Annotated in this window: 24 protein-coding genes and 2 pseudogenes; 19 read left to right on the top strand and 7 right to left on the bottom strand. The window is 35.3% G+C overall.

Annotation, left to right across the window (positions count from 1 at the left end; genetic code table 11):
* Positions 1-63: 63 nt before the first annotated feature.
* From LMD38_RS20875 to LMD38_RS20865, 3 genes are all read left to right on the top strand, one after another.
* Entirely contained in the window at positions 64-981 is a 918-nt protein-coding gene (locus LMD38_RS20875) for an alpha/beta hydrolase (protein ID WP_061183266.1), read from the top strand.
* Positions 982-1127: 146 nt separating this feature from the next.
* On the top strand, positions 1128-2234 hold the full coding sequence (locus LMD38_RS20870) for a metallophosphoesterase (protein ID WP_062822698.1): 1107 nt from the start codon (positions 1128-1130) through the stop codon (positions 2232-2234).
* A gap of 225 nt (positions 2235-2459) precedes the next feature.
* Positions 2460-3437 carry an HD domain-containing protein gene (locus LMD38_RS20865; protein ID WP_062822697.1) on the top strand — a complete coding sequence of 326 codons (978 nt, stop codon included), beginning with the start codon at positions 2460-2462 and terminating at the stop codon, positions 3435-3437.
* Between the two features lie 41 nt (positions 3438-3478).
* Here LMD38_RS20865 and LMD38_RS20860 read toward each other — a convergent pair whose 3' ends face one another.
* Both LMD38_RS20860 and LMD38_RS20855 read right to left on the bottom strand, forming a co-directional pair.
* The gene (locus tag LMD38_RS20860; protein ID WP_016716768.1) at positions 3479-4597 is read right to left on the bottom strand and encodes an anti-sigma factor; all 1119 of its coding nucleotides are present in this window, start codon (positions 4595-4597) and stop codon (positions 3479-3481) included.
* 5 nt (positions 4598-4602) lie between these two features.
* Positions 4603-5106, bottom strand: coding sequence for an RNA polymerase sigma factor (locus LMD38_RS20855; RefSeq protein ID WP_153016934.1), 504 nt, complete (start codon positions 5104-5106; stop codon positions 4603-4605).
* A 118-nt stretch (positions 5107-5224) separates the two neighbouring features.
* Between LMD38_RS20855 and LMD38_RS20850 the strand changes: the two genes are divergently transcribed.
* A complete protein-coding gene (locus LMD38_RS20850) occupies positions 5225-6127 on the top strand; it encodes an AraC family transcriptional regulator (RefSeq protein ID WP_016716770.1) in 903 nt (300 codons plus the stop codon).
* Positions 6128-6521: 394 nt separating this feature from the next.
* Here the strand turns inward: LMD38_RS20850 and LMD38_RS20845 are convergent, their stop codons facing one another.
* On the bottom strand, positions 6522-8264 hold the full coding sequence (locus LMD38_RS20845) for a sensor histidine kinase (protein WP_016716771.1): 1743 nt from the start codon (positions 8262-8264) through the stop codon (positions 6522-6524).
* A gap of 9 nt (positions 8265-8273) precedes the next feature.
* Complete coding sequence (locus LMD38_RS20840; protein WP_062822696.1) at positions 8274-8978, bottom strand: response regulator transcription factor; 705 nt, start codon at positions 8976-8978, stop codon at positions 8274-8276.
* Positions 8979-9119: 141 nt separating this feature from the next.
* On the opposite strand from LMD38_RS20840, the gene LMD38_RS20835 reads away from it, so the two are divergent.
* From LMD38_RS20835 to aceA, 10 genes and pseudogenes are all read left to right on the top strand, one after another.
* The gene (locus tag LMD38_RS20835) at positions 9120-9968 is read left to right on the top strand and encodes a CPBP family intramembrane glutamic endopeptidase (protein ID WP_061183260.1); all 849 of its coding nucleotides are present in this window, start codon (positions 9120-9122) and stop codon (positions 9966-9968) included.
* A 1-nt stretch (position 9969) separates the two neighbouring features.
* A pseudogene (locus tag LMD38_RS20830) lies at positions 9970-10324 on the top strand (hypothetical protein).
* 147 nt (positions 10325-10471) lie between these two features.
* The gene (locus LMD38_RS20825) at positions 10472-10771 is read left to right on the top strand and encodes a hypothetical protein (protein WP_001006054.1); all 300 of its coding nucleotides are present in this window, start codon (positions 10472-10474) and stop codon (positions 10769-10771) included.
* Positions 10772-10782: 11 nt separating this feature from the next.
* Entirely contained in the window at positions 10783-10902 is a 120-nt protein-coding gene (locus LMD38_RS20820) for a hypothetical protein (protein ID WP_016716775.1), read from the top strand.
* Between the two features lie 187 nt (positions 10903-11089).
* Positions 11090-12355, top strand: a complete 1266-nt coding sequence (locus tag LMD38_RS20815; RefSeq protein ID WP_062822695.1) for a M48 family metallopeptidase — start codon at positions 11090-11092, stop codon at positions 12353-12355.
* A 95-nt stretch (positions 12356-12450) separates the two neighbouring features.
* Positions 12451-13353: a DMT family transporter gene (locus tag LMD38_RS20810; protein WP_062822694.1), complete on the top strand. Its 903-nt coding sequence runs from the start codon at positions 12451-12453 to the stop codon at positions 13351-13353.
* Between the two features lie 345 nt (positions 13354-13698).
* Positions 13699-14355 (top strand): S-layer homology domain-containing protein, encoded by a 657-nt coding sequence (locus LMD38_RS20805; RefSeq protein WP_016716778.1) that lies wholly within the window; start codon positions 13699-13701, stop codon positions 14353-14355.
* Positions 14356-14484: 129 nt separating this feature from the next.
* Positions 14485-15264: pseudogene (locus LMD38_RS20800) on the top strand (S-layer homology domain-containing protein).
* 204 nt (positions 15265-15468) lie between these two features.
* Entirely contained in the window at positions 15469-17058 is a 1590-nt protein-coding gene (gene aceB / locus LMD38_RS20795; protein ID WP_228919963.1) for a malate synthase A, read from the top strand.
* 23 nt (positions 17059-17081) lie between these two features.
* A complete protein-coding gene (aceA, locus tag LMD38_RS20790; RefSeq protein WP_000787356.1) occupies positions 17082-18359 on the top strand; it encodes an isocitrate lyase in 1278 nt (425 codons plus the stop codon).
* 142 nt (positions 18360-18501) lie between these two features.
* On the opposite strand, the gene LMD38_RS20785 is transcribed toward aceA, so the two are convergent.
* Complete coding sequence (locus LMD38_RS20785) at positions 18502-19293, bottom strand: phosphotransferase (protein ID WP_062822693.1); 792 nt, start codon at positions 19291-19293, stop codon at positions 18502-18504.
* Positions 19294-19614: 321 nt separating this feature from the next.
* On the opposite strand from LMD38_RS20785, the gene cspA reads away from it, so the two are divergent.
* Positions 19615-19818, top strand: coding sequence for an RNA chaperone/antiterminator CspA (gene cspA, locus LMD38_RS20780; protein WP_000301522.1), 204 nt, complete (start codon positions 19615-19617; stop codon positions 19816-19818).
* Positions 19819-20155: 337 nt separating this feature from the next.
* On the opposite strand, the gene LMD38_RS20775 is transcribed toward cspA, so the two are convergent.
* Positions 20156-20377, bottom strand: a complete 222-nt coding sequence (locus tag LMD38_RS20775) for a hypothetical protein (protein WP_000412680.1) — start codon at positions 20375-20377, stop codon at positions 20156-20158.
* A gap of 322 nt (positions 20378-20699) precedes the next feature.
* Positions 20700-20885 carry a hypothetical protein gene (locus LMD38_RS20770; RefSeq protein ID WP_000391455.1) on the bottom strand — a complete coding sequence of 62 codons (186 nt, stop codon included), beginning with the start codon at positions 20883-20885 and terminating at the stop codon, positions 20700-20702.
* A gap of 283 nt (positions 20886-21168) precedes the next feature.
* On the opposite strand from LMD38_RS20770, the gene LMD38_RS20765 reads away from it, so the two are divergent.
* From LMD38_RS20765 to lepB, 4 genes are all read left to right on the top strand, one after another.
* Positions 21169-21750 carry a competence protein ComK gene (locus LMD38_RS20765; RefSeq protein ID WP_061183254.1) on the top strand — a complete coding sequence of 194 codons (582 nt, stop codon included), beginning with the start codon at positions 21169-21171 and terminating at the stop codon, positions 21748-21750.
* 239 nt (positions 21751-21989) lie between these two features.
* Positions 21990-22586 carry a DUF4306 domain-containing protein gene (locus LMD38_RS20760; RefSeq protein ID WP_029141079.1) on the top strand — a complete coding sequence of 199 codons (597 nt, stop codon included), beginning with the start codon at positions 21990-21992 and terminating at the stop codon, positions 22584-22586.
* A gap of 353 nt (positions 22587-22939) precedes the next feature.
* Positions 22940-23533 (top strand): TVP38/TMEM64 family protein, encoded by a 594-nt coding sequence (locus tag LMD38_RS20755; RefSeq protein ID WP_000347516.1) that lies wholly within the window; start codon positions 22940-22942, stop codon positions 23531-23533.
* 56 nt (positions 23534-23589) lie between these two features.
* On the top strand, positions 23590-24153 hold the full coding sequence (lepB, locus tag LMD38_RS20750) for a signal peptidase I (RefSeq protein WP_061183253.1): 564 nt from the start codon (positions 23590-23592) through the stop codon (positions 24151-24153).
* Positions 24154-24228: the final 75 nt, after the last annotated feature.

Here is a 24228-nt window from a genome sequence, read left to right as displayed (position 1 = left end):
ATACACGTGAGTAATAACTCTCACAAGTGTAAAATTAAAAATGAGATAAAGGTGGTTTTATATATGGCAGTTACGAAGAAAAATGTACGATTTTATGCAAGAGGTTTACAAGTTGCAGGTATTTTGAACATTCCCGAAGGTGCTGAGGAAAAGAAACAAAATGCAGCGATTGTTTGTGTGCATCCAGGTAGTAGCTGTAAAGATCAAACAGCAGGATTGTATGCGGAAAAGTTAGCAGAACAAGGTTATGTAACGCTTGCATTCGATGCATCATATCAAGGTGAAAGTGAAGGGGCACCGAGATATATTGAGGAACCAGCTGCGCGTGTTGAGGATATTCGCTCAGCGGTAGATTATGTAACTACCCTACCTTATATAGATGAAGAACGTATCGGTGTGTTAGGGGTTTGTGCAGGCGGTGGTTATGCGGTAAATGCTGCTATGACAGAGCGCCGCATTAAAGCGGTTGGTACAGTTGTTGGTGCAAATATCGGCCGTTTAAATCGTGAGTCTAACCCGATTGGTGTGTTAGAGGCAATTGGTAAACAACGTACTGCTGAAGCGCGCGGAGCAGAAGAAATGATTACAAATTGGATTCCTAAAAATCAGGAAGAGTTAGCGGCAGCAGGTATGACGGATATAGATATTGTAGAAGCGGTTGAGTATTACACAACGCCGCGAGGTCAAAGTGTGAACTCTCCAAACAAATTAAACTTTACGAGTATGGGATCGGTAATTGGTTTTGATGCGTTCCATTTAGCAGATACGTTATTAACGCAGCCGCTGCAAATTATTGTCGGCAGCAAGCAAGGCGCATTCGGTTCTTATAAAGATGGTCATGAGCTTTATGAGAAAGCAGCTTCAGAGAAGAAAGATTTACTTGTTGTGGAAGGTGCGAGTCACTACGATTTATATGATCAACCAGAACCAGTAAAAATTGCGGTTGAAAAATTAACAAGTTTCTATAACGAAAATCTATAAAAGGAATGTTGTTTTGCATTGCACCTCTAATTGTTAGATTTGCGTCTAGCAATTAGGGGTTTTTATTGTGAAGATTGCAGTGCTTAATATTTACGTTTAACGTGCATAACAAGATATAATAGAAGAAATACATAAGGAGGCGCGCTGTGAAGAATCGTCGTTATTTCAATATATTTACTATGTTACTTGTATACACACTACTTATGTTTTACATCGGCTGGAACGGATGGGTTTGGCTTCATACGGTATTTGGCTGGGAGTCTTGGGGATATTACGCTTTCGTTGTTGGCTTCATGTCATATGCGTACATTCTCGTGCAAGTGTTTAAGTTTTTGCCATTTCTACGAACGATAGGTTCGATTTGGTTTGCGGTTATACAATACGCGCTTATGCTATTGCCTTTAGCTAATATTATGGTCTTTCTTTTACAGTTTTCAGTGGAGCAAGAAGCGGCAATTATTTGGACAGGGGCGGCTGTGTTAGCTGCATTTATTTTAATCTTTGCGTACGGAGTATTCAACGCATATAGCCCGGTAGTAAGAAAATACGAGGTGCACATACCGAAAAAAGTAGAGGGACGTAAAAGCTTACGCATTGCGATGGCTTCTGATATGCATTTTGGTAAACTATCTGGCGTTTCGCATTTAAAAAGACTTGTCCATCATGTAAATGAAATGGAGCCTGATATTATTTTACTGCCAGGAGATATTATCGATGATCATCCAGGTGTGTTCATTCAAAAAAATATGGGACATATTATGAAACAGATGAAAGCTCCACTAGGCGTATATGGTGTGTTAGGAAACCACGAATATTACGGGCGAGCAGTTCCAGAATTTATACAAGAGATGGATAAGATTGATATTCGCATTTTATTAGATGAAGTAATTACAATTGAAGATCAGTTTTATCTCGTTGGAAGAAGAGATAAAACTGAGCGAGATCGCCAAAGTTTTGAAAATCTTATGAGTACGGTAGATAAAACGATGCCAGTTATCGCAATGGATCATCAACCATTCGAGTTAAAACAAGCAGCGGATGCTGGCGTAGATTTACTATTATCCGGTCATACGCACCGCGGACAAATGGCGCCCAATCATATTGTAACGAGAAGAATGTACGAACTAGATTGGGGATACGCACAAAAAGGTGCATTCCACGCAATTGTTTCTTCTGGTTTCGGATTTTGGGGACCGCCGCTTAGACTTGGAAGTAGATCTGAGGTTGTACAGGTGGATGTTACGTTTGAATAAGTGTATGTAATAGAGAGCTAATGGCTCTCTATTTTTACAAATAAAAAAGGCTCCATATAAGGAGCACTCAATAAAAATAAATGAATTAAAACAAATAACAGACATGTATAATATACAATATTTTTAATTTAATATCAATATATTAGGATTTAAAACTTTTGTTAGTGTTGATTTTATAAAAGAGGTACGATTATAAGAGGCGGCTAAGATAGAGGGGGATTATAAGTGATCATATCAGATATACTATACGGAGAATTTAAAGTGGATCCAGTAGTAGAAGAATTAATCTTAAGTAAGTCTGTGCAAAGACTAAAAGGTATTCATCAAACTGGCGCAAGTTATTTAGTGAACAAGGAATGGAATGTAACGCGCTTTGATCATTCAGTTGGTGTTATGTTGTTAGTTAAAAAGCTAGGTGGTTCAGTAGAAGAGCAAATTGCAGGTTTACTGCACGATGTATCGCATACTGCTTTCTCCCATGTGATTGATTACGTTTTTGATAATAGAAATGAAAGTTATCATGAAGAGATATTTAGTTCTGTTGTGAAACACTCAGAAATTCCAGCGATTCTTGCGAAGTATGGCTATAACTATGAAGAGATTTTGTTAGATGATTCAAAGTGGACGTTATTGGAAAGGTCAGCGCCCGAATTATGCGCAGATCGAGTGGATTATACGTTACGAGATATGTATACATATGGGTATATTTCTTTAGAAGAAGCTCACAGTTTTTTAGAGGATGTAATTGAAGTAAACGGAAAAATGGTCCTTCAAAACATCGAAATGGCAGAGTGGTTTACAGAAACATATTACAAAGAAGTCATTGATTTCTTTATGCAACCAATGAATAGTTACGGAAATGATATGTTAGCAAAAACGCTAAAGTTAGCTCTACACAAAAAGGTTATTCATGCAGATGATTTTCTTCTTGAAGATGATGAGCTAATTTTGAAATTGCAGCAATGTAGTGATCCGGAAGTACATGCTTTAGTAAGCAAAGTTCATCCGAATGTAAAAGTAAAAGAAGATAGAAATGATTATGATTTATATCAGAACAATAAAGTCCGTCTTATTGATCCGTCGTTACTTCGTGAAGGGGAAGTCGTTCCATCGTCTGTTGTGTCAGAAAACATAAGGAAGATGAGTGAGATTGCTTATGAAAAAGCGGTGAGAGGGATGTATGTGAAGGTGGTTTCGGATTAAAAAAGTAGAGCATCACCTCTAGATGCTCTACTTTTCCTACATCACTGATCAAACCAATTCCAAACCTCAATATCTCCAAGAGTCGCATAACGAACGTGAGGCGAGTTTTGTAATTTTAATAACTCTTTCGACGGGCCTGTAATGACAATTCCATATACTTTTACGCCGTTATCTTTTACATACTCATAACGTTTATCTAAGTTCAGCTCTTTTTCAGGAGTCCAAGTAGTTTTGCTTACAGTTTTTTTATGCTCAGAAAGAATGCGCATCATTTCGATTACTTCATCTTCTTTTGTCTTCGGTCGTTCTGCTTCACTATCAGGGAGGTTTATATGTTCTGGAAATCCGATAGCCTCTCCGCCATGTAGGATGAAATCTTCCTCATCTATTCTCTCTTGTCCTGTGTCTAAAGCGTACCATACAGGAGTTGGTGGCATTTCTTGCGCTTCAAATACGCTATATAGTATGGATTCTATTTCCTTTAACGTATATGGTTTGTCAAAAGAAATAGCTACTTCAGCAACGGTTCCATCATGTACTTTTGCAAGTGTATCCCAAACTTTTTTAGACGATTCTTTTAAGTGATCACCTTGTTTTATTTTTGGATGAACAAAATAAAGATTAGAGTAATTCAATTTGTTTGCCCAAGATTTACTTGTAACAGTTACAGACGATAAGAAGCTTTTCGTTGTTACGGTACCGAATTGAACTTCTTTTTTGCCGACAGTTTTAACTAAATTCATTTCATTTTCTGTACGGAAAAAGGGTTTGATTTTTGTACTGCCTCCAGCGGAACGACTATTTGGAATGGTTGCTTCTAGTGCGAGTGCTGGAATCTCATTTACTTCAGCTAACTTTTTCATATTATAGAAGTAAAGAGAAGACGAAAAATGACCGACAAAATAGATTGCTATACAAACAGCAAGGACAAAACTAACGGTTTGCCAACGTTGTTTCCATTTTATTTTCCAAAACGGGACTTTCAGATTTTGTGGTGGTAGTTTTTTCTTTATTGGTTCATTCTTCAAAAGCAACTCATCTAAGTAAGCTTCACACTCTTCACATGTTTCAATATGACTTTCTAACAGCTCCTGTTCATCATGCGTGAGCGTTCCATTTTCGTACTTCTCCCATAATTTTTTAAATGCTGCACAACCCATCTGTATCACTCCTCTATGTTTCTTGCTTCTTTCCGTCCGCGGTGTAATTCAATTTTCACTTTCGCTAATGAGAGACCGGTCATTTCTGCTATTTCCTTATACGAGAATCCGTAGTAATCTCGTAGTAACAGGACATTTCGTCTTTCAAGCGGAAGAGAAGATAAACTGTCTAACCAACTAGCAATCTCATGTTTTACAAAATATTCATGCTCTGTACTTGGCACGTTTGGTAAATGGAATTCTTCTACTGTAGTTGTTTTATATTTTTTCTCTTTTCGATACCAATCGATAAAGGCGTTGTAGGCGATCGTAAATAACCACGGCCTAATTTCTTCTCCTTTATAATAGTCAATATGGACGAGCATTCGGTAAAAGGTTTCTTGCATGAGATCTTCAGCAAAATGAGAATCTCCGGTGAGGGAGAGAAGATAGCGAAATAAATCATGCATATGCTCTGTATAAATGTCTTCTAATGATTGTTTGCGTTTCACTAATTTCCCTCCCTTCATAAATAACAACGAAATACATATAAAAAAGTTACAATGTTTTATGGAATTATAGTAAAAAACGTCAAGAATTGGATAAGATTCTCTTTTATCATAATACATATAAGGCGGGTGAACAGAGATGGAAAGCTATGAAACACAAATTCAAAGGTCCATTGATTATATTGAGGAAGATGTAATGGAAAAACAGACGCTGCGTAATTTAGCGCGTATTGCAGGTTTTTCTGAATCGCATTTTCATCGTGTATTTCAGGCGTTAGTAGGTGATACAGTAATGGAGTACGTTCGAAAGAGGAGGTTAGCCCGGGCAGCTTATCAACTTTCTCATACGAATGAAAAAATTATTGATATCGCATTTGAGCATGGCTTTCAATCTCACGAAACGTTCACGAGAGCCTTTAAAAAATTATTTCAAATGACACCGAGTGAATATCGAAAGCAAGAAATAGAAACACCGATGTATTACAGTGTGAATGTAAAGCAAAGAAAATTAAATCCGTATTTAGGAGGCATACAAATGGAATATCGTATTGTAAATAAACCAGAATTTTTAGTGGCGGGTTATGAACTGAAGACGACAAGTAAGGAAGGGAAAAACCATCAAGACATTCCAGCATTTTGGCAAGAATATTTACAAAAAGATCTTGGAACGACAATTCCGAATCGTAAAGATACGAGCCAATGGGTAGAGCTTGGATTATGTACTGATTTTAATTTAGAAACAGGGGACTTCACGTATATTATTGGAATGGAAGTTACAGGCTTTGAAAATGTACCAAATGAAATTGCAAAGCGTACGTTCCCAGCAGCAACATATGCAGTATTTACAACGCCGAAAGTTCCTCATGAAGAAATGGTATCGTCTATTCACCAAACGTGGAACGCTGTATTCTCAGAATGGTTCCCGCATTCAGGCTATGAACATTGCGGCTTTACAGAGTTTGAACTATACGATGAGCGTTGCCACGAAGATAAAAGTGAGTTCGCTCAAGTAGAGCTTTGGATACCGGTGAAGAAGAAATAATAGATTGAGAGCGAGTCATTGAGAAATGGCTCGCTTTTTTATTTCGTGAAATTTCAATTGGCGCGGGCGGAATCGTTGTTTTTCAGGAGCTTTGCATATAAGATGGGGTGCTATTTTTGTCGATTTTTGTCGGTAAGTCGATATATTCAGAAAATCGCTGATATATTTTGATTTGCGCCGATATATTTGAAAAATCGCCGATATAATTCGAGTTGCGCCGATATATTCGCAAAATCGCCGATATAATTTCATATACCGCTGAAACAACTCATAAAGATGGTCTACATCATTTCATATACCGTTAAAATAACTCATAAAGATGGTCTACATCATTTCATTTATCGCTGAATTCTCCCAGAATAGAAAAAAGAAAAGACGCCACATAGCGTCTTTTCTATGAACGAAACGGAAACACAAGTATAATTGTTGTTCCTTTTCCTAGTTCGCTATCGATAGAAATCGTTCCGTTATGAGCATGAACGAGCTGTTTCGTAATAGCGAGGCCAAGTCCCGTTCCGATGTTGCTTTCTTCTGTATTTGTTCCTCTGTAATATCGCTCAAATAGAAGCTCTTTCGTTTTATCATCCATTCCTTTTCCGTTATCGGAAATAGATAGTGTAAATGAATTTTCATTTTGAGAAAGTTTTACGATGACATTAGTCGTTTCGTTATTATGTTTTACCGCGTTTACGAGTAAGTTTTCGATAATACGCTGGAACCATTTTTCTTCAATGAAATATTGAATTTTGTTTGAGCTTGGTACAAATTCAATATTTTGATTTTGAAGTGTCGGATTATTAATGAATTGTAATAATACTTTTTGAACGAATTGATTCATTTCAATATTTACGTGTTGCGCAGGAAGACTGTTATTTTTTAATTGATACGTTAAGCTTAAATCATCAATTAATGTCGTCATATATTGAGATTTCTCTTTCATAACACTACCGAATTGTTGAATGTCACGATCAGTCCAGTTGTATTGCTGTGATTCTAGTAATAAAGCATAGCCGTATATAGAGCTTAGTGGTGTTTTTAAATCATGTGTGAGACCGGTAATCCATTCCTCACGTGTTTGCTGCAGTACTTGCCTCATCGCATCATTTTTTTGGAGTGTAATAGAAAGGTGCTCTAGTGAACTTGTAACATCTCGAAACAAGCGGAATGACCATTTTTCTTTACCAGATCGCCTGAATCTGATAGGTTTCCCTTTTTTACTAACAGGTTCTTCGTACTTTCCGCCAGCTATGTTTTTAAGCCAGCGCATCGCATGTAATAACGGTTTTCCAAATTTATTACCGTACCAAATAGAAAGAATAACTAAATAAACAAATACGATAAGAAGGATTAATCCGCATCCAATTAGAAACTTTTTAGTAAATACATCTTCTATTTCATCATCTGGGTAGTAGTGCTCATTTTTGGCAGTTACAACAAGGAGATGATTGCTATTTGTGTCATAAAAGCTAGACGTGTTTTCTTTATGATTCCACGGTTCTTTTTCACTAAGAGCGGCTTGTATAACAGAAAATGTTTTTTTCTTTCCGTTTGGATAGGAGAATACTTCTTCGCCAACGCTATTAAAGATTTGAAGTGTTGCTTTTTCTTTAGTAAGTAAATGCTGTTCTTCTTCTGTTAATGTGAACGAATCTGTAGATACAGAAGGGTGCGTTTTCTGGATTGTTTTTAGTAATTCATTGCTTTTTAACATACTGCCATAAATAACAAGCACATTCTTGTCTTCTAATTCAATTTCCCAATACGTAAATGTATAAGGGCTTTCTATGTGATTCTGTATATATGAGAATAAAGATGCCTTCGTATAAGATGTCGGTACGTCACTAGGTGTATTAAAGTGATAGAGAACTTTTCCGTTTTCCTCTACAACTTGAATCCAATCATTTTTCTCTTTCATTAAGTCTTTTACTTCAGTTTTTAACGAAATATCGCCATCTTCTGAAGAGATATATCTTGCAATCATAAAATTATCAGCATCTGGAATATTCGGTTCATATGAAGTACTAGTAACAAGAAAAATTAAATAAGTGAAAGCAGCTACTACAGCAATTAGTAATGTAACTAAAACAAATACGTGTTGCAGAATAAACTGGATAATAAGTCGTTTATTAAAGTTCATATCGTCACCCTACTTTGTAATGAACTTATAGCCAAGTCCGCGAACGGTTTTTATATATTCTGGTTTACTTGGGTCTTGTTCAATTTTTTCACGTAGTTTTCGAATGTGAACCATAACGGTATTGTCATCGCCATTATAGGCAGGTGCTCCCCAAACTTTTTCGTATATTTCTTCCTTCGAAAAGACGTAGTTTGGATTCTCGCAAAAGAAGAGTAATAGCTGAAATAGCTGAGCAGAACATTCGACAACATGTCCATTCACTGTCAGTTCTGCGGAATCGCGATCAATTGCAAATCTACCAAATGAACTAGAGTGTGCTTTTTGTTCATGTGTCATTACTTGCTTCATATGTCTTCGGAGTTGTGCTTTCATACGAGCTATTACTTCAAGTGGATTAAATGGCTTCGTAATATAATCATCTGCACCATGTGAAAATCCAGATATTTTATCTAAATCAGATGTTTTAGCTGTGAGGAAGAAGATAGGGCAATCTGTTTTCTGTCGAATGATGGGACAAATATCAAAACCAGATTGTCCAGGAAGCATGACATCTAAAATAATTAAGTCGTAATCGTTTTGCTCTGTGAGAGATAAAGCTATTTCAGCTGATGTTGCAGTTGTAATATGAGAAAAACCTTCTTTTTCAAGAATGGTAGTTAGTAATTGTAAAATTGCTGTTTCATCATCAACGAGCAAAATATTTGCTTCATACATAAAAAATCCCTCCTAATTTCCTCGAATATCATATCATTTTTCGGTAACTTATGGAATTTTTAAGGAAATTTTAAGGTTTTCTTTCTCAAAAAATTAAGAATCAAATGATATGATAAAAGTAACATAGGGGAGGAGATGAGTGTGAATCCGTTTCAAACGATGCGAGCTAGATATTTTTTAATTGTATTTGCACTATTAACTGTAGTTGCAAGAGCCAGTAATGAATTGATAGAAAATACATTTCATATGCAAAATTCTACTTTTATAAATATTCTTATATTCTATATTCTGCCGATTACGTGGATTTTTTTTGAGTATAAAAAACACCGTGTTGCATTTTCATTATTTATTAATAGAAATGAAACATTTAACCTGATGCAAGTTTTATACATTACGATCATGTTATGCGTGTTTAGTTATGGATATCTTATTTTGTACATGTATAGCTTTGCATGGATTACACCGACATTTATTATGAACGCATTACGCGAACCGATTATGGATAGCACTGGGGGATATGTTTATCAAGTTATTATGGTCGTATTCATCGCACCAATTATTGGGGAATTTGTTTTTCGCGGATTTTTACTGCAACGCTTCGCAGCAAAATGGGGAACGAGTATAGCGATCATTGTTGTAGCAATATTGTTTGCATTGTTACACGTTGATTTCCTAGGTGCAATTGTATTTAGCGTTGTACTATCAATCGTATATATTCGTACGAATAGTTTACTCATGCCAATTGCTATTCACATGTTAAACAATGCATTTGTAATCGGTGCTTCTTTTTTAATAAATAAAGAAGAGATAATGAGTTTTGCAGATTTCTCAAATTATACGACGTTCTTTCCAGGACTTATTATTTTTATAACAGGATTAAACCTAGTACTCATCTTTTTATTTGTTAACCGCAAATATTGGAGTAAAGAAATGCCCGCTATATATGTAGAGCAGGAAAAAAGCTTTTCAGACGTCGTGGGGAGTAAATGAGATGAAGAAGACGGTTGAAAAAATATTGAAAGACATTATAGATGCTACGTCTATTACAGATATGTGTGATAAAAGCGTTTGTCATTGACTTCAACCTGTAGTAGATACGATTGTGTTTCCGGAGTATTTCTCTTCTTATTGTGCTAGGGGTTTTACTAATATTTGGTCTAATAGTAGAAGAAATGATGAAGCGCATCTTCAGAAAAAATGAAGAGAAGTATATGTGGGTTCATAAAATATTCGAGAAAGTAATAGTGGCTTTCCTTTTGTTTTACCCCACTTTAATGGGCAGTAAGACCCCCAACTCAAAATGCAGCGAAAGCAAAGAAGTTAGGTGGGGGGCGGGCTGCCCATAAAAGTCCGATTGGTTCAACTAATAATCAGTGGGGGATGAAGAAAACCCCCACTGATTAAAGTTTCACTTTATAGTATGAAAACAATCATTTACTTTATAGCTTTGAAGCATCATTCATTCTAAATTTGAAAGGGATGTATAAAATTATATGAATGAAACAATATCATCAAATAAGTTTTTTTATTTGATTGTGCTTAGTATTGTGCTAATAACGACAGTCAACGTTATTCTTCGCTGGGAGGAAGCTTATTTCTTTATGTATTTAGCACTTCATTTGCTAGGGATTTTATGTATTAGTGGCGGCGTAGTTGCTGAAAAAAAGAGTGAAGAAAGCGTTAATTATATGTGTGTGACCGGTCTTATTTTACTTTTAGCTGTACAAGGTATTATGAAATATAGTTCTTTTTCTTTACAAGATTTTAGCTTATTAATGGATGTACTTCCTTAAAGAGGCACGTTATGTTATCTAAGAAGCAAATAGGATATGTACTAGTTTTAATTGTATTTTTTACGCTTATTGTAACGACTTTATTTTTTCAAGACTATGAATATATACGCTATATAAAAGCTGGGTTGTAAGTACGTCTCTTATCCCAGAGTATGAACCGAAGAAAACGTCTAAAGGTAGGTAAAACTCTTCTATTTGTAGAAGAGTTTTTTTATGTAAATAAAAGGATCTCGAGCAATTCGCGTAATAAGCTTGTTCTAATTTAGCATGTACGAACTTACAATAATAATAGACAGGCAGCATAGAGGAGGGAATAGCGTGAGAAAGGTTATCGGGTGGTCGCTTTTTTTGTACGTTGGGTTTGCGTTATTTATATATTGGTATTTATTTGGATGGAATCATGAACTAATTCCTGACATGTACAAAGGAACGAGTGCAGATCCAGAAACGTTTATGAATGCAAGAGAGCTTACGCTAAGCCAAGATTATTCGCGCGTGAAAAATTTACTGTATTTTTTAGCGACGCCTCTTGAATGGATTATTTTATTATTTGTACTTGTGCTCGGTATTTCAAAAAAGTTTGAGAAATGGTCGAAGGAAACGACGAAAATAAGTGTCCTGCAAGTTGCGATTTATTTCTTTTATTTATCATTACTTACAACAGTTCTTGCCTTGCCGATGCAATGGATTAGCCGAAAAGTTTCCGTTGATTACGGCATTTCAACGCAAAGTACACAAAGCTGGATAAAAGATCATGTTATCGGTTTTTGGGAAAGTTATGCAACTATGTTAATTGTAGTTACGGTTCTTCTCTGGCTTATCCGTAAATTCCCGAAGAGATGGTGGTTAGCAGGCTGGGCACTCTCTGTTCCGTTTACAATCTTTTTAACATTCATACAGCCTGTCGTGATTGATCCACTGTATAACGACTTTTCGACGCTGAAAGATAAAGAATTAGAAACAAAAATTTTAGCGATGGCAGACAAAGCTGATATTCCAGCAAAACATGTATATGAAGTCAATATGTCGGAAAAAACGAATGCGTTAAATGCATATGTAACAGGAATAGGACTTAACTCGCGTATTGTAATGTGGGATACGACGCTTAAGCAATTAAAAGATAAAGAAATTTTATTTATAATGGCCCATGAAATGGGGCATTATGTTATGAAACATATATATTGGGGCGTTGCGAGTTATGTGTTGCTATCGTTTATAGGGATGTACCTCATTAGTCGTATTATCAATATGTGTATTCGAAAATGGGGGGATACGCTGCAAATTTCAAAAGCAGCATGTTTCTCAATTTTACCTTTATTTTTCTTAATTTCTTCTGTCCTCTCTTTTGTATCACAGCCAGCAACAAACTACGTTTCTCGTATAGAAGAACGAGCAGCAGATCAATACGCTTTAGACATGACAAAGGACGGGAAATCTGGTGTAAAAACGTTTCAATATTTATCAAAAACGAGTTTAAGCCAAGTAAATCCTCCTGCGTTAGTGAAGTTTTTCTTATACACACATCCACCAATTTTCGAAAGAATTCATACGTTTGAACAATATGAAAGGGAAAAGAAGCGGTAGTGTACTGCTTCTTTTTTTATGCGTTATTCGAGTTTTGGAAAATTATAGTGTATAATATATGGAATATTCAGTTAAATATTTAGGAGGTTAATATTTTGTTTCATTCAAAATCAATGCCGGCTATAAAAATGATCCTTTCGATGTCTATTTTTGGATCAATTGGATTTTTCTCTGTTCAAACAGGTTTACCGTCTTTTGAATTAGTATTCGTTCGTTGTATTTGTGCGACTATATTTTTAGCATTATGTTGGCTCGTAACAGGACAATATAAAAGTGAGCAATGGAATAAAAAAGAAATCATGCAAATATTAGCATGCGGTGTATTTCTCGTTTTTAACTGGGTATTTCTATTTAAAGCGTTTGAAGTTATGTCGATTACAATTGCAATTTCAGTTTATCATCTAGCACCCATTATCGTATTAATGATTGGTAGTATCGTATTTAAAGAGAGACTTACAATGTTTGCTGTTTTGTCCATTGTCATTTGTTTTATCGGTACAGTGTTAGTGGCTGGAGTAGATGGAAGTTTATCACTTGAAAAACTGATGTCATCTGGCATGGTATGGGCACTACTTGCGGCACTATTTTATGCTTTTACTACTTTACTAGGAAAAGGAATTCAGCATACGAGCGCATATGCGATGACATTTTTACAAACATTTTTAGGTATATTTTTATTGCTGCCATTCGTAGATTTTGGCAAGTTTCAAGGATTAACAGAGATGAACTGGATGATGATTACAGCGACAGGGCTTATACATACTGGATTTGTATATTACTTATTTTTTGACAGTTTAAGAGATTTATCTACTAGAATGATTTCTGTATTAGTATTTTTAGATCCTGCGGTTGCAATACTATTAGATACGGTCTTTACTGGGTTTAGACCGACTAGTATGCAAGTAGTAGGAATTGTTCTTATATTTGTAGGAATGGCGCTAACTTTTCGCAAGGGAACAGAGAAGGAATTATCGATGAAGGAAAGTGCTAATTCATAATGTTGAAAAGAAGCAACTATATACGATTTGCGTCTTTTTGTGTTAATAAAGTGAAATTTAAAAATGTAAAGGAGTTCACAAAGAGATTGTAGAATTTTTAATATATAACACCTTAGATGTGACAGCTTCCTTTTTGAAATAAGAAAGAAGGAGGTATAAAGCAGAAAGGTAATCGAAATGTTCCTTCTAGAAGATGTGCATTTTATCTTACATTCACCAACAAATTAATACTCCTGAAATAATGAAGTTCATTTTATTTGAAAATACTACATATGTAGTATGGATAACTTCGTATTATCTATTATTTTTCTATTTAACATAAAATGGAAATAGGGAGAGAGGACAATGAAGAAAAAAATATTGGGTGTAATGATGATTGCGACAATGGCAGGTGGTATATTTGCAGGGACGAATGTGGCCCCTGTAAAAGCGGAAGAATATCCGGAAATGATTGTATTTGATGATGTTCCATACGGATTTTGGGCATATGATGCTATTTTAGATTTAGCTTATAATAAAATTATAGTTGGATACGGAAATGGAAAGTACGGTGTTGGAGACCTTACAACACGTGAACAAGTAGCTGGGGTTATTTACAAAACACTTGAAATGAAAGACGAAGGGGCAATAGCGAATCCATACAAAGACATTTCTGGCAGTTCAACTGATTTTCAAAAGGAAATTTTAGCGTTAACAAAACGTGGCGTTTTTAAAGGTGATACAAATGGAAACTTTAGACCGAAAGCGCCAATTACTCGAGCTGAAATGGCAGTAGTACTTCAAAAGGCATATACTTTCAAAGCAAAACAAAAGCATACATTTAAAGATGTACCAAAAGGACATTGGGCAGAAGAGGCAATTAGTGCACTGCAATCCAATCAGGTTGTGACAGGAACTGGAAAAGGTATGTATGACTTAAATCGCCCTGTACCGAGAGAACAATATGCTCAGTTTATAAACAATGCGATTATTAATTATCATTTGAAAGAGGACTGGAAATAGAGTGAAATAGGAAAGCACAAATAGAACTATTTGTGCTTTTTTGTTTGTTCGTATCAGAATTATTATTCGTTTTTATGTATTTTTATTTTTGTACATAAGCTTTATAATCAACTCCGTAAAAAAGACATGATGTGTAATATGATTCACAGAAATGTCACGAAATTTGTCGAAAGATCTATTGTCACTATATCATTTGTTATGTATATTTTTTAAAAAACATATACATATTGGGGAGATAATTTGATGAGTAAAAAATTATTAAAAACAGCTACGGCATTAACAATTATGGGTGGAGTGTTATTCTCAGCAGAGAGTAATTATGTAAAAGCGGAAAGTGCACCGCTACAAAATACAAATCCAATTGTATTTAAAGATGTACCAAAAGGACATTGGTCAGAAGAAGCAATTCATAATTTAGCGGCAAACGAAATTATATTTGGATATGGGGATGGAATTTTCGGTTTTGGAGATGACGTAACACGTGAACAAGTTGCAGCTCTAATTTATCGTGTGTTTGATATAGAAGAACAAGATGAATATGAAAACCCATATGGAGATATTGATGAAAATTCAACAAACTTTATTGAAGAGATATTAGCTTTAACGGAACTAGAAATTTTCATGGGAGACGAGCATGGAAACTTTAGACCGAAAGCAACGTTAACTCGTGCAGAAATGGCGCAAGTTCTTACGAATGCTTTTGATTTACAGGCGAAGGGATCGCATACGTTTAATGATGTTCCAGCAAATTCATGGGCAAAGAATGCAATTAGTGCAATACAAACAAATGGTATTACAGCGGGAATTGGCGATAATAAATTTGGCCCATCTATGAAAGTAACAAGAGAACAATACGCACAGTTTTTATACAAAGCAATGTTGCATGGTGCTAAAGAAGAACAGCAATAATTAAATAAGTAAAATAGAATGTATAAAAAGGTCATTGTTGTATAACAGTGGTCTTTTTTGTATGGAATAAAGCGCGAAAGAAAGGCATTTTGAAAAAAAATGAAATGAATTTTCAAAAAAAACTTCCTTTTCTGAAGATTTGTTATATAATATAAAACATAAAATCAAATCTGTTATAAAACAGTTTAAGAAGGGGATGCTAATATGTCGACGCAAACTTCACGGGTTACACTCGTGGGAGAAATGTTACCAGCGTACAACGAAATATTGACACCTGAGGCGCTTAGTTTTTTGAAGGAACTACATGAAAATTTCAATGAGCGCCGCATAGAACTTTTACAAAAACGTGTGGAAAAACAACAGAAAATTGATGCAGGAGAGTTTCCGAAGTTTTTAGAAGAAACGAAGCACATACGTGAAGCGGATTGGACAATTGCTAAATTGCCAAAAGATTTAGAGGATCGCCGCGTAGAGATTACTGGTCCAGTAGATAGAAAGATGGTTATTAACGCTTTAAATTCAGGAGCACATCTTTTTATGGCGGATTTTGAAGATTCGAATTCACCAACTTGGGAAAATGCAATTGAAGGTCAAATAAACTTACGAGATGCAGTAAAGGGAACGATTTCACATAAAAATGAAAACGGAAAAGAATATCGTTTAAATAGTAAAACAGCTGTATTAATTGTGCGTCCAAGGGGATGGCATTTAGAAGAAAAACATATGCAAGTTGATGGAAAAAATATGTCTGGTAGTTTAGTAGATTTCGGACTTTATTTTTTCCATAATGCGAAAGCTCTTTTAGAAAAAGGAAGCGGTCCATACTTTTACTTACCGAAAATGGAAAGCTATTTAGAAGCAAGATTATGGAATGATGTTTTCGTATTTGCTCAAAAATATATTGGTATTCCAAATGGAACGATCAAAGCAACGGTGTTACTGGAAACGATTCACGCTTCGTTTGAAATGGAGGAAATTTTGTATGAGCTTAAAGATCATTCTGCTGGATTAAATTGCGGAAGATGGGATTATATTTTTAGTTTTCTAAAAGCTTTCCGTAATCATAATGAATTTTTACTTCCTGATAGAGCGCAAGTCACGATGACGGCGCCGTTTATGCGCGCGTATTCTTTGAAAGTCATTCAAACTTGTCATCGCCGTAATGCACCAGCTATTGGAGGGATGGCAGCACAAATTCCGATTAAAAACAATCCAGAAGCGAATGAAGCAGCTTTTGAAAAAGTGCGTGCGGATAAGGAGCGCGAAGCTTTAGACGGTCATGATGGGACTTGGGTTGCCCACCCGGGACTTGTACCAGTCGCGATGGAAGTATTTAATCACATTATGAAAACGCCAAATCAAATTTTTAGAAAACGTGAAGAAATACATGTTACAGAAAAGGATTTATTAGAAGTACCAGTGGGAACGATTACAGAAGAGGGTCTTCGTCTGAATATTAGCGTAGGTATTCAATATATTGTATCTTGGTTAAGCGGCCGGGGAGCAGCACCAATTTATAACTTAATGGAAGATGCAGCAACAGCGGAAATTTCTAGGGCACAAGTATGGCAATGGATTCGCCATGAAGGTGGAAAATTAAATGATGGTCGTAATATTACACTTGAATTAATGGAAGAGCTAAAAGAAGAAGAGTTAGCAAAAATAGAAAGAGAGATTGGTAAAGAAGCCTTTAAGAAAGGGAGATTCCAAGAGGCAACAACGTTATTTACAAATCTCGTTCGGAATGATGAATTTGTACCATTTTTAACATTACCGGGTTATGAAATTTTATAAAAAGTGAAAAGGGGATGGAACAAATGAAAAACGAAAGAATCGAGAAATTACAAGAGAGCTGGGAATTAGATACGCGTTGGAAAGGGATCACACGTCCATATTCGGCAGAAGATGTAATTCGCCTGCGTGGATCAATTGATATTGAGCATACATTAGCGCGCCGCGGTGCTGAAAAGCTTTGGGCGTCGCTTCATACGGAAGATTATATTAACGCACTTGGCGCATTAACAGGAAACCAAGCGATGCAACAAGTAAAAGCTGGGTTAAAAGCAATTTATTTAAGTGGATGGCAAGTAGCAGCAGATGCAAACCTTTCTGGACATATGTATCCAGACCAAAGTTTATATCCAGCGAACAGCGTACCTGCTGTAGTAAAACGAATTAATCAAACGCTTCAACGTGCGGATCAAATTCAGCATATGGAGGGAAGCGGTGATACAGATTATTTCGTGCCAATTGTAGCAGATGCAGAAGCTGGATTTGGCGGACAATTAAACGTATTTGAGCTGATGAAAGGTATGATTGAAGCAGGTGCATCAGGTGTGCACTTCGAAGATCAATTATCTTCAGAGAAAAAATGCGGGCATTTAGGCGGAAAAGTATTACTACCGACGCAAACAGCGGTACGTAATTTAATTTCAGCACGCCTTGCTGCTGACGTAATGGGAGTGCCGACAATTATCGTTGCAAGAACAGATGCGGATGCAGCTGATTTAATTACGAGTGATATCGATCCGGTTGATAAAGCGTTTATTACAGGAGAAAGAACACCAGAAGGATTTTATCGTACGAAGGCGGGCCTTGATCAAGCAATTGCACGTGGTTTAGCATACGCTCCTTATGCAGACCTTGTTTGGTGCGAGACGTCTGAACCAAATTTAGAAGATGCAAAACGATTTGCGGAAGCAATTCATAAAGAACATCCAGGGAAATTGCTTGCATACAACTGTTCACCTTCATTTAACTGGAAACAAAAACTAGATGAGAAAACAATTGCGAGCTTCCAAAAAGAAATCGCATCTTACGGTTATAAGTTCCAGTTCGTAACACTTGCTGGATTCCACTCATTAAACTACGGCATGTTCGAATTAGCACGCGGCTATAAAGAGCGCGGCATGGCAGCGTACTCTGAACTACAACAAGCGGAATTCGCAGCAGAAAAACACGGCTACTCTGCAACTCGCCATCAACGAGAAGTAGGAACAGGTTACTTTGATGAAGTAGCACAAGTGATTACAGGTGGTACTTCATCAACGACAGCATTAAAAGGATCTACAGAAGAAGCACAATTTACGAAATAAAAGGAAGGGGCCCCTTTTTGAAGGATGCCCCTTATTATTTTTCGCACGATTCGAGAGTAAATGAAAATATATCAACGATTTTTCAAATATATCGACGATTCGACAAAAAATATCGACTTACCGACAAAAAAAGACAATATGATCAAATCCACTCAGCTCCATGATCACGAATAAACTTCATATCTTTTTCATAATGCTCTAAATGTCCTTCATCAATCATTCTTTGGAAATTCAAGTCGCCTTCTTGCGCTTTTCTTTTCATATACGTACATAACGCTTCTAGGCGTAGTAGTACCATTCCTAAGTAATCTTCGTCCATACTTTTCTCGTAGGACTGAACAAACAATTGCACTCTTTCTTTTATACGATCAGCATGTTGTGTTGATTCATAACGAATTGCCTCGCCTGATTCCGTATAATACACTCTACTTAAAGGCACACAAGTATAAAGCGTATAAGCGATATCCCAAATTCTTGGGCCAGGAGCAGCAACATCGAAATCAATAATACCTACTGGTTTCTCGTTATTAAATATAATGTTATATATGGCAAAATCATTGTGGCATAAAACCTCAATGTTATTTGGGGTATGGTCCATAGGTTTCCAATCATCTAATAACGGAAAGTCACTTACCGCATCATGATAAAGGCGAAGCATCTTTGCTATTTCTTTTAACACATCATTAGATCGCATATATTCTTTTAAAGGATAATTTCCAGCATCTCCTTCAATAAAAGATAAAGTCTCTCTATTTTTCTCATCTATACCTAAAAACTTTGGTGCGTAATGAAAACCTTTGTTTTCTAAATGCTGTAATAACTTATGAACTTTTGCACTGTCTGGCTTCAATTCTCGTCGAACAGTATTTTTAGAACGATATACGTTTGAGACGTTTCCCCCTGTAAGCTTTTCTTCTTTGGCGTAGTTTGACATGTGAAAATTCCCCCTGTGATTAAAAAATCCAATTCCAAATAGTGAATAGACCAACAATAGAGATAATTATATTTTATAAGAAATACTAAAAATTAGAAATTCTATTTTCAAAAAAGATTGTACATTTTATTTTAAGTATGCTATGATAGTGTCAGTTGAATAGTTAAATTAAGCAATCCATATATTATCAAGTGCTGAAAACGAACGAGAAAAAGTATGTGAGAACTAGTTTATGTTTCGTATTTGATAATGTGTGGATTCTTTTTTTAGATAGGAAAACTAAAAATTTTAAAAAATGTATTTTCTTAGGAGGAAATAATCATGGCAGTAACAGGACAAGTAAAATGGTTTAACAACGAAAAAGGCTTCGGTTTCATCGAAGTTCCAGGCGAAAACGACGTATTCGTACACTTCTCTGCAATCGAAACTGAAGGTTTCAAATCTCTAGAAGAAGGTCAAAAAGTTAGCTTCGAAATCGAAGAAGGTAACCGTGGACCTCAAGCTAAAAACGTAATCAAACTATAATTTTATAGTTTATTATGGAAAAAGGATGGCAGCTGCCATCCTTTTTTGTTGTGGAGAAAGTCTTTCCATCTTAAAATTCGGCGGGAGACCAACTCCCTGTTAACGCCCAATTGTTGAGGGCTGATTAAAGTTTCACTTTATAAATAAGAAAGTATTAAGTTTATTTGTTCTTAATTTTTTTCTTTACAATTCATTTTTTATCCCGCGTTAACGGGCAGTAAGACCCCCACCTCAAAATTCAGTGGAAGCAAAGAAGTTAGGTGGGGGATCAACTGTCCGTAAAAGTCCGATTGGTGAGGGCTGATAATCAGTGGGGGATGAACAAAACCCCCACTGATTAAAGGTTCACTTTATTTGTTGTTCTGTCTACATCTGAAATGGGTAAATCTGCGCCATATAGGCTTTGAGTAACATCTTTTTTGTTAGCATTGTTGTTGTTAGAAGTTTGTTCGTCTTGAGATGATGTTTCTAACATTTGTTCTTGCTCCTTACTAGGGGTATTCAGAGCATCTGATGGGACGCTATTAATCTGTTGGCTTAATAGACTTTTTTTCTCCATATTATACAGCTCCTTTTTGGAATTAGATAAAAAACTAATGTAATCATAAATAATCACTTACATATTTTGTGTTTTGAAGTGAATTATATACAAAACTTATATTGCAGATTTAACGAGTTAAAAAGTTGCTAGTGATGTATAAAGTTGAAGTTCTTAATAAAAAATAAAAAATAAAAACGGGTAACACGTGCAAGTATTTTTAATGTAGTCGATAATTTTTTATCATATTTTTACTATGTAATAATATTAAAATAAAGGGGTGTAGGGACACTTGGAAGAAAATATGAAGAAGAGTAAAAGGCTTTCCGAAATGGAAAGCCTTTTACTTTTCTTTTTCAACCTTTTTCTTCTCTCGTTTTTTACATTCAGAGCATTTCGATTTACGAAAAGGCCTTGCAAAGAATAAGAGAATGAAAAATAGCCCAAATATAATACTAGCTGAGTTTTTCACAATCACAATACTACTATTTTTCATTTGAATTGTTGGCTGGCTTTCTTTTTCTTCCATAGTGGACCTCCATATAGTGGATTTTTATTTTTATTATAGCAAAGTTAATTGTCGTAATGATGCGAAATGAGGAAGTAGTTGTATATATTTATAGGTAGTATAAATATATTTTGTATAGGTTATTATTATAAAAGCGATATATTTTTATTTTATAATTTAAAAGGTATTTGACAAATAATAAAGTATTGTAAAAAAGCGGAATCTGTAAGCCATTTCCTTTTCATAGATGCTAAAATTATACATGCAGCTGCTAATATAAATAGAAAAAAGGAGATAGTGGAATATGGAAAGTAAAGTAGAACGCTACGTCGAAAACTATGTTGTAAATAAAAATACAATGGCCTTACTTCCTGTAATTCTCAGTGAAAAGAAAATTGTTACGCGAGTTGTTGAGGTGCAAGACTCTTTTTTCGTATTTCAAAAACCTCTAGATATTATAGAAAGAAGTTGTCGCAAGCATGGTTCTAGTTTCTTAGGCAGAAAAGAAGGAACGAAAGAGTTAACTCATATTACACATAAAGCACCAATTGCAATTAGTCCGACCGATCAACTTTATTTTTTCCCTACCTATTCGTATTCTAGAAAAGAGTGCGCGTGGTTATCTCATTTTTATATTGAAAGCAATAAAGAATTAAAAGATGGAAACCTTATTATTAGATTTATAAATGGCTTTGCGGTGAAGTTAGAGATATCAAAAACTAGTTTTGAAAATCAACAAAATCGTACTGCGAAATTGCGGACGGAGTATGAAGATCGTAGGAAAAAACAAGGGAATCCTTGTTTTAAAGAGGTTGATCAAAGGGATGAATCAACATTAAGACCAGCTTATGAGAAAGTGTATTTTGTTAGAGAAGAGGATGTATGAGAGGAAAAGGATGGGGTGACTCATCCTTTTTGATTTCAATATATATCCAGTTTACGTTGTAAGATTTATAAACAAAACGAGAGAAATGTACAAACTTTTTGTTCTCTAAGGGCTTACGATAATATAAAATTACAATATAATGGTAATTCCTCTATGTACTTAATATAGTGTGAACATATATCATGTTACATTTGTGAAGTACATAATATTTTTTTCATACTGTATAAAAAGGAGATGGTATGTTGAAAAGGACTATGTTATTTTGGGCGCAATATATTCTTGTTGTGCCTATATTATTGCTTACCTTTATGTTTACTGGTTTTGTTGGCAGTCAGTTAATGATAGGGGCTGACAAACGACATTTTATATTTACGCCTCAAAATGCTACAGAATATAGTCAAATTAGTGAAATTGATAAATTACTATTTTCTTTTTCAATTCAACCAGTTGTCACCATAGTATTTCTTCTATCGATTGTGTACGTACTGACACTGCTTGTTTTTCAAATTATTGAATGCAAGAAGCAAAGAAAGATATTGCATAGTTTGCAATATATGATTCTTATCTCAATTTTTATTTACTTATGGTTAGGGATAACACAATTTTCCGCAGTTAGTTTAACTTGGATAGATAATTGGAAAGATTATCTTATGTTTACTCCTGCAACTATAACGAATGAGCAAGATATATATATGATTGATAAGTTTCTATACAAATTTCGAATGTTACCTATTCGGAGTACAGTATTAATACTATCTTTTATGTATTTGTTAATACTTACTGTGATTGACAGTGTACGTTTGCTAAAAAGATTGCTTGTAAGAAATAGCCAATAGAAAAGGGGAATTGTTTGAAGGTAAAATAATTATCCGCTGCTACCTATTTTCGTATAGGTAGAAATAACCTTACTTGCAGTAGGGTTATTCTTATGAAAAAGACTCATTATTACTTTTTGTATCTTCTTCTTTTTTATAATAACCATTGAGTGATAATCTGGGTACGTTGTCTAAATTAACTTCATATCCTGTCGAATATTGATAGATTATCATAGCATAATAATGAAGGAATTCTCATGAAAGATATGGAAACTTAATAATTACATCTCCATATGTCGTATCTACCATTTCCTCTTTCATATAGGCAATGATACAGTAGAGGTAGTACTTAGAGTAAAGGGGTAAAGTGTAGAATGGATTTTCAGACAATCAAAGAGTATTTTTCACCAGAAAATATGGATCATATTGTTGAAAGTTATAAAGCGTTCGGACCACTTCTTGGTATTGGGCTACCGATGATAGAGGCGCTAATTCCAGCATTGCCACTTATCGTATTTGTACTGGCGAATGCTGTTGCATTTGGATTTTGGCTCGGTTTTCTTTATTCTTGGCTTGGATCAGTAATGGGTGCCTTACTTGTTTTTTTCATAATCCGCCATTTTGGCCGAAGTCGTTTCTTTTCTTTTGTGAATAAGCATGAGAAAGTACGAAAGGCAATGGGATGGATTGAAAGGAAAGGGTTCGCGCCGATTTTCGTCATCTTTTGTTTTCCGTTTACACCGTCTGCGCTTATAAATGTTGTCGCTGGTCTATCACGTATTAGTGTAAAACAGTTTGGCCTTGCGCTCGCGTTCGGAAAGCTTGTGATGATTTTTATTTTAACGTATATCGGTCATGATTTAATGTCATTTATTCATAATCCGGTGAAATCAGTCATTGTAGCGATTGGTATTTTTATTTTATGGTATGTCGGCAAGAAAATTGAAGTAAAGTTAGAACTGCATTAAGAATAGTCTTCTTTGTAAAGGAAAGCTTCATTATTAAAGGATAAGGGGAGAAGCGGATGAAGAAAACTTTGAAAAAAGAAGGCATAGAGTGGATACGAACAATTTTAATTGGTGTATTATTAGCTGTATTTTTTCGAACGTTTTTCTTTTCAACGTATGTTGTAGAGGGGAAGTCAATGATGCCGACATTGCAAGATGGCAATATGCTCGTTGTAAATAAGGTGAGTTATCAAGTGGGGGACTTGAATAGGTTTGATGTTGTTGTATTTCATGCGAACAAAAAAGAGGACTACGTAAAACGAATTATCGGTTTACCTGGGGACCATATTGAATATAAGCATGATAAACTATATATAAACGGACAATTCGTGGATGAACCTTATCTAGAGAAATATAAGAAAGAGATAAATGGACGACAACTAACAGGTGATTTTACGCTAGAAGAGTTAACGAAGGAAAAAACGGTGCCACCTGGATATATTTTTGTAATAGGTGATAACCGCCTCGGGAGCTGGGATAGTAGACATTTTGGTTTTGTAAAAGCTGATACAGTTGTCGGTAAAGTTGATTTACGATATTGGCCAATTCAAGAGGTGCAAACGAATTTTTCAAAAGGTTGATATAATAGGTAGAAGTATAGAAAAAGACAAACTACTCCGTTTGTCTTTTTTCGTGTCCTATAATACAATTATAGT

The organism is Bacillus pacificus, assembly GCF_020861345.1.
In the GTDB taxonomy this organism is placed as follows: Bacteria; Bacillota; Bacilli; order Bacillales; family Bacillaceae_G; genus Bacillus_A; species Bacillus_A pacificus.
The sequence above is the reverse complement of the archived record's forward strand: the minus strand, read 5'-3'. Positions and strand labels throughout refer to the sequence as shown.

Coding starts and splice junctions, on each gene's coding strand:
- LMD38_RS20875 (WP_061183266.1), top strand. CDS start 64: ATGGCAGTTACGAAGAAAAATGTACGATTTTATGCAAGAGGTTTACAA.
- LMD38_RS20860 (WP_016716768.1), bottom strand. CDS start 4,597: ATGGGTTGTGCAGCATTTAAAAAATTATGGGAGAAGTACGAAAATGGA.
- LMD38_RS20855 (WP_153016934.1), bottom strand. CDS start 5,106: ATGAAGGGAGGGAAATTAGTGAAACGCAAACAATCATTAGAAGACATT.
- LMD38_RS20850 (WP_016716770.1), top strand. CDS start 5,225: ATGGAAAGCTATGAAACACAAATTCAAAGGTCCATTGATTATATTGAG.
- LMD38_RS20845 (WP_016716771.1), bottom strand. CDS start 8,264: ATGAACTTTAATAAACGACTTATTATCCAGTTTATTCTGCAACACGTA.
- LMD38_RS20840 (WP_062822696.1), bottom strand. CDS start 8,978: ATGTATGAAGCAAATATTTTGCTCGTTGATGATGAAACAGCAATTTTA.
- LMD38_RS20825 (WP_001006054.1), top strand. CDS start 10,472: ATGAATGAAACAATATCATCAAATAAGTTTTTTTATTTGATTGTGCTT.
- LMD38_RS20820 (WP_016716775.1), top strand. CDS start 10,783: ATGTTATCTAAGAAGCAAATAGGATATGTACTAGTTTTAATTGTATTT.
- LMD38_RS20805 (WP_016716778.1), top strand. CDS start 13,699: ATGAAGAAAAAAATATTGGGTGTAATGATGATTGCGACAATGGCAGGT.
- aceB (WP_228919963.1), top strand. CDS start 15,469: ATGTCGACGCAAACTTCACGGGTTACACTCGTGGGAGAAATGTTACCA.
- aceA (WP_000787356.1), top strand. CDS start 17,082: ATGAAAAACGAAAGAATCGAGAAATTACAAGAGAGCTGGGAATTAGAT.
- LMD38_RS20785 (WP_062822693.1), bottom strand. CDS start 19,293: ATGTCAAACTACGCCAAAGAAGAAAAGCTTACAGGGGGAAACGTCTCA.
- cspA (WP_000301522.1), top strand. CDS start 19,615: ATGGCAGTAACAGGACAAGTAAAATGGTTTAACAACGAAAAAGGCTTC.
- LMD38_RS20775 (WP_000412680.1), bottom strand. CDS start 20,377: ATGGAGAAAAAAAGTCTATTAAGCCAACAGATTAATAGCGTCCCATCA.
- LMD38_RS20770 (WP_000391455.1), bottom strand. CDS start 20,885: ATGGAAGAAAAAGAAAGCCAGCCAACAATTCAAATGAAAAATAGTAGT.
- LMD38_RS20765 (WP_061183254.1), top strand. CDS start 21,169: ATGGAAAGTAAAGTAGAACGCTACGTCGAAAACTATGTTGTAAATAAA.
- LMD38_RS20760 (WP_029141079.1), top strand. CDS start 21,990: ATGTTGAAAAGGACTATGTTATTTTGGGCGCAATATATTCTTGTTGTG.
- LMD38_RS20755 (WP_000347516.1), top strand. CDS start 22,940: ATGGATTTTCAGACAATCAAAGAGTATTTTTCACCAGAAAATATGGAT.
- lepB (WP_061183253.1), top strand. CDS start 23,590: ATGAAGAAAACTTTGAAAAAAGAAGGCATAGAGTGGATACGAACAATT.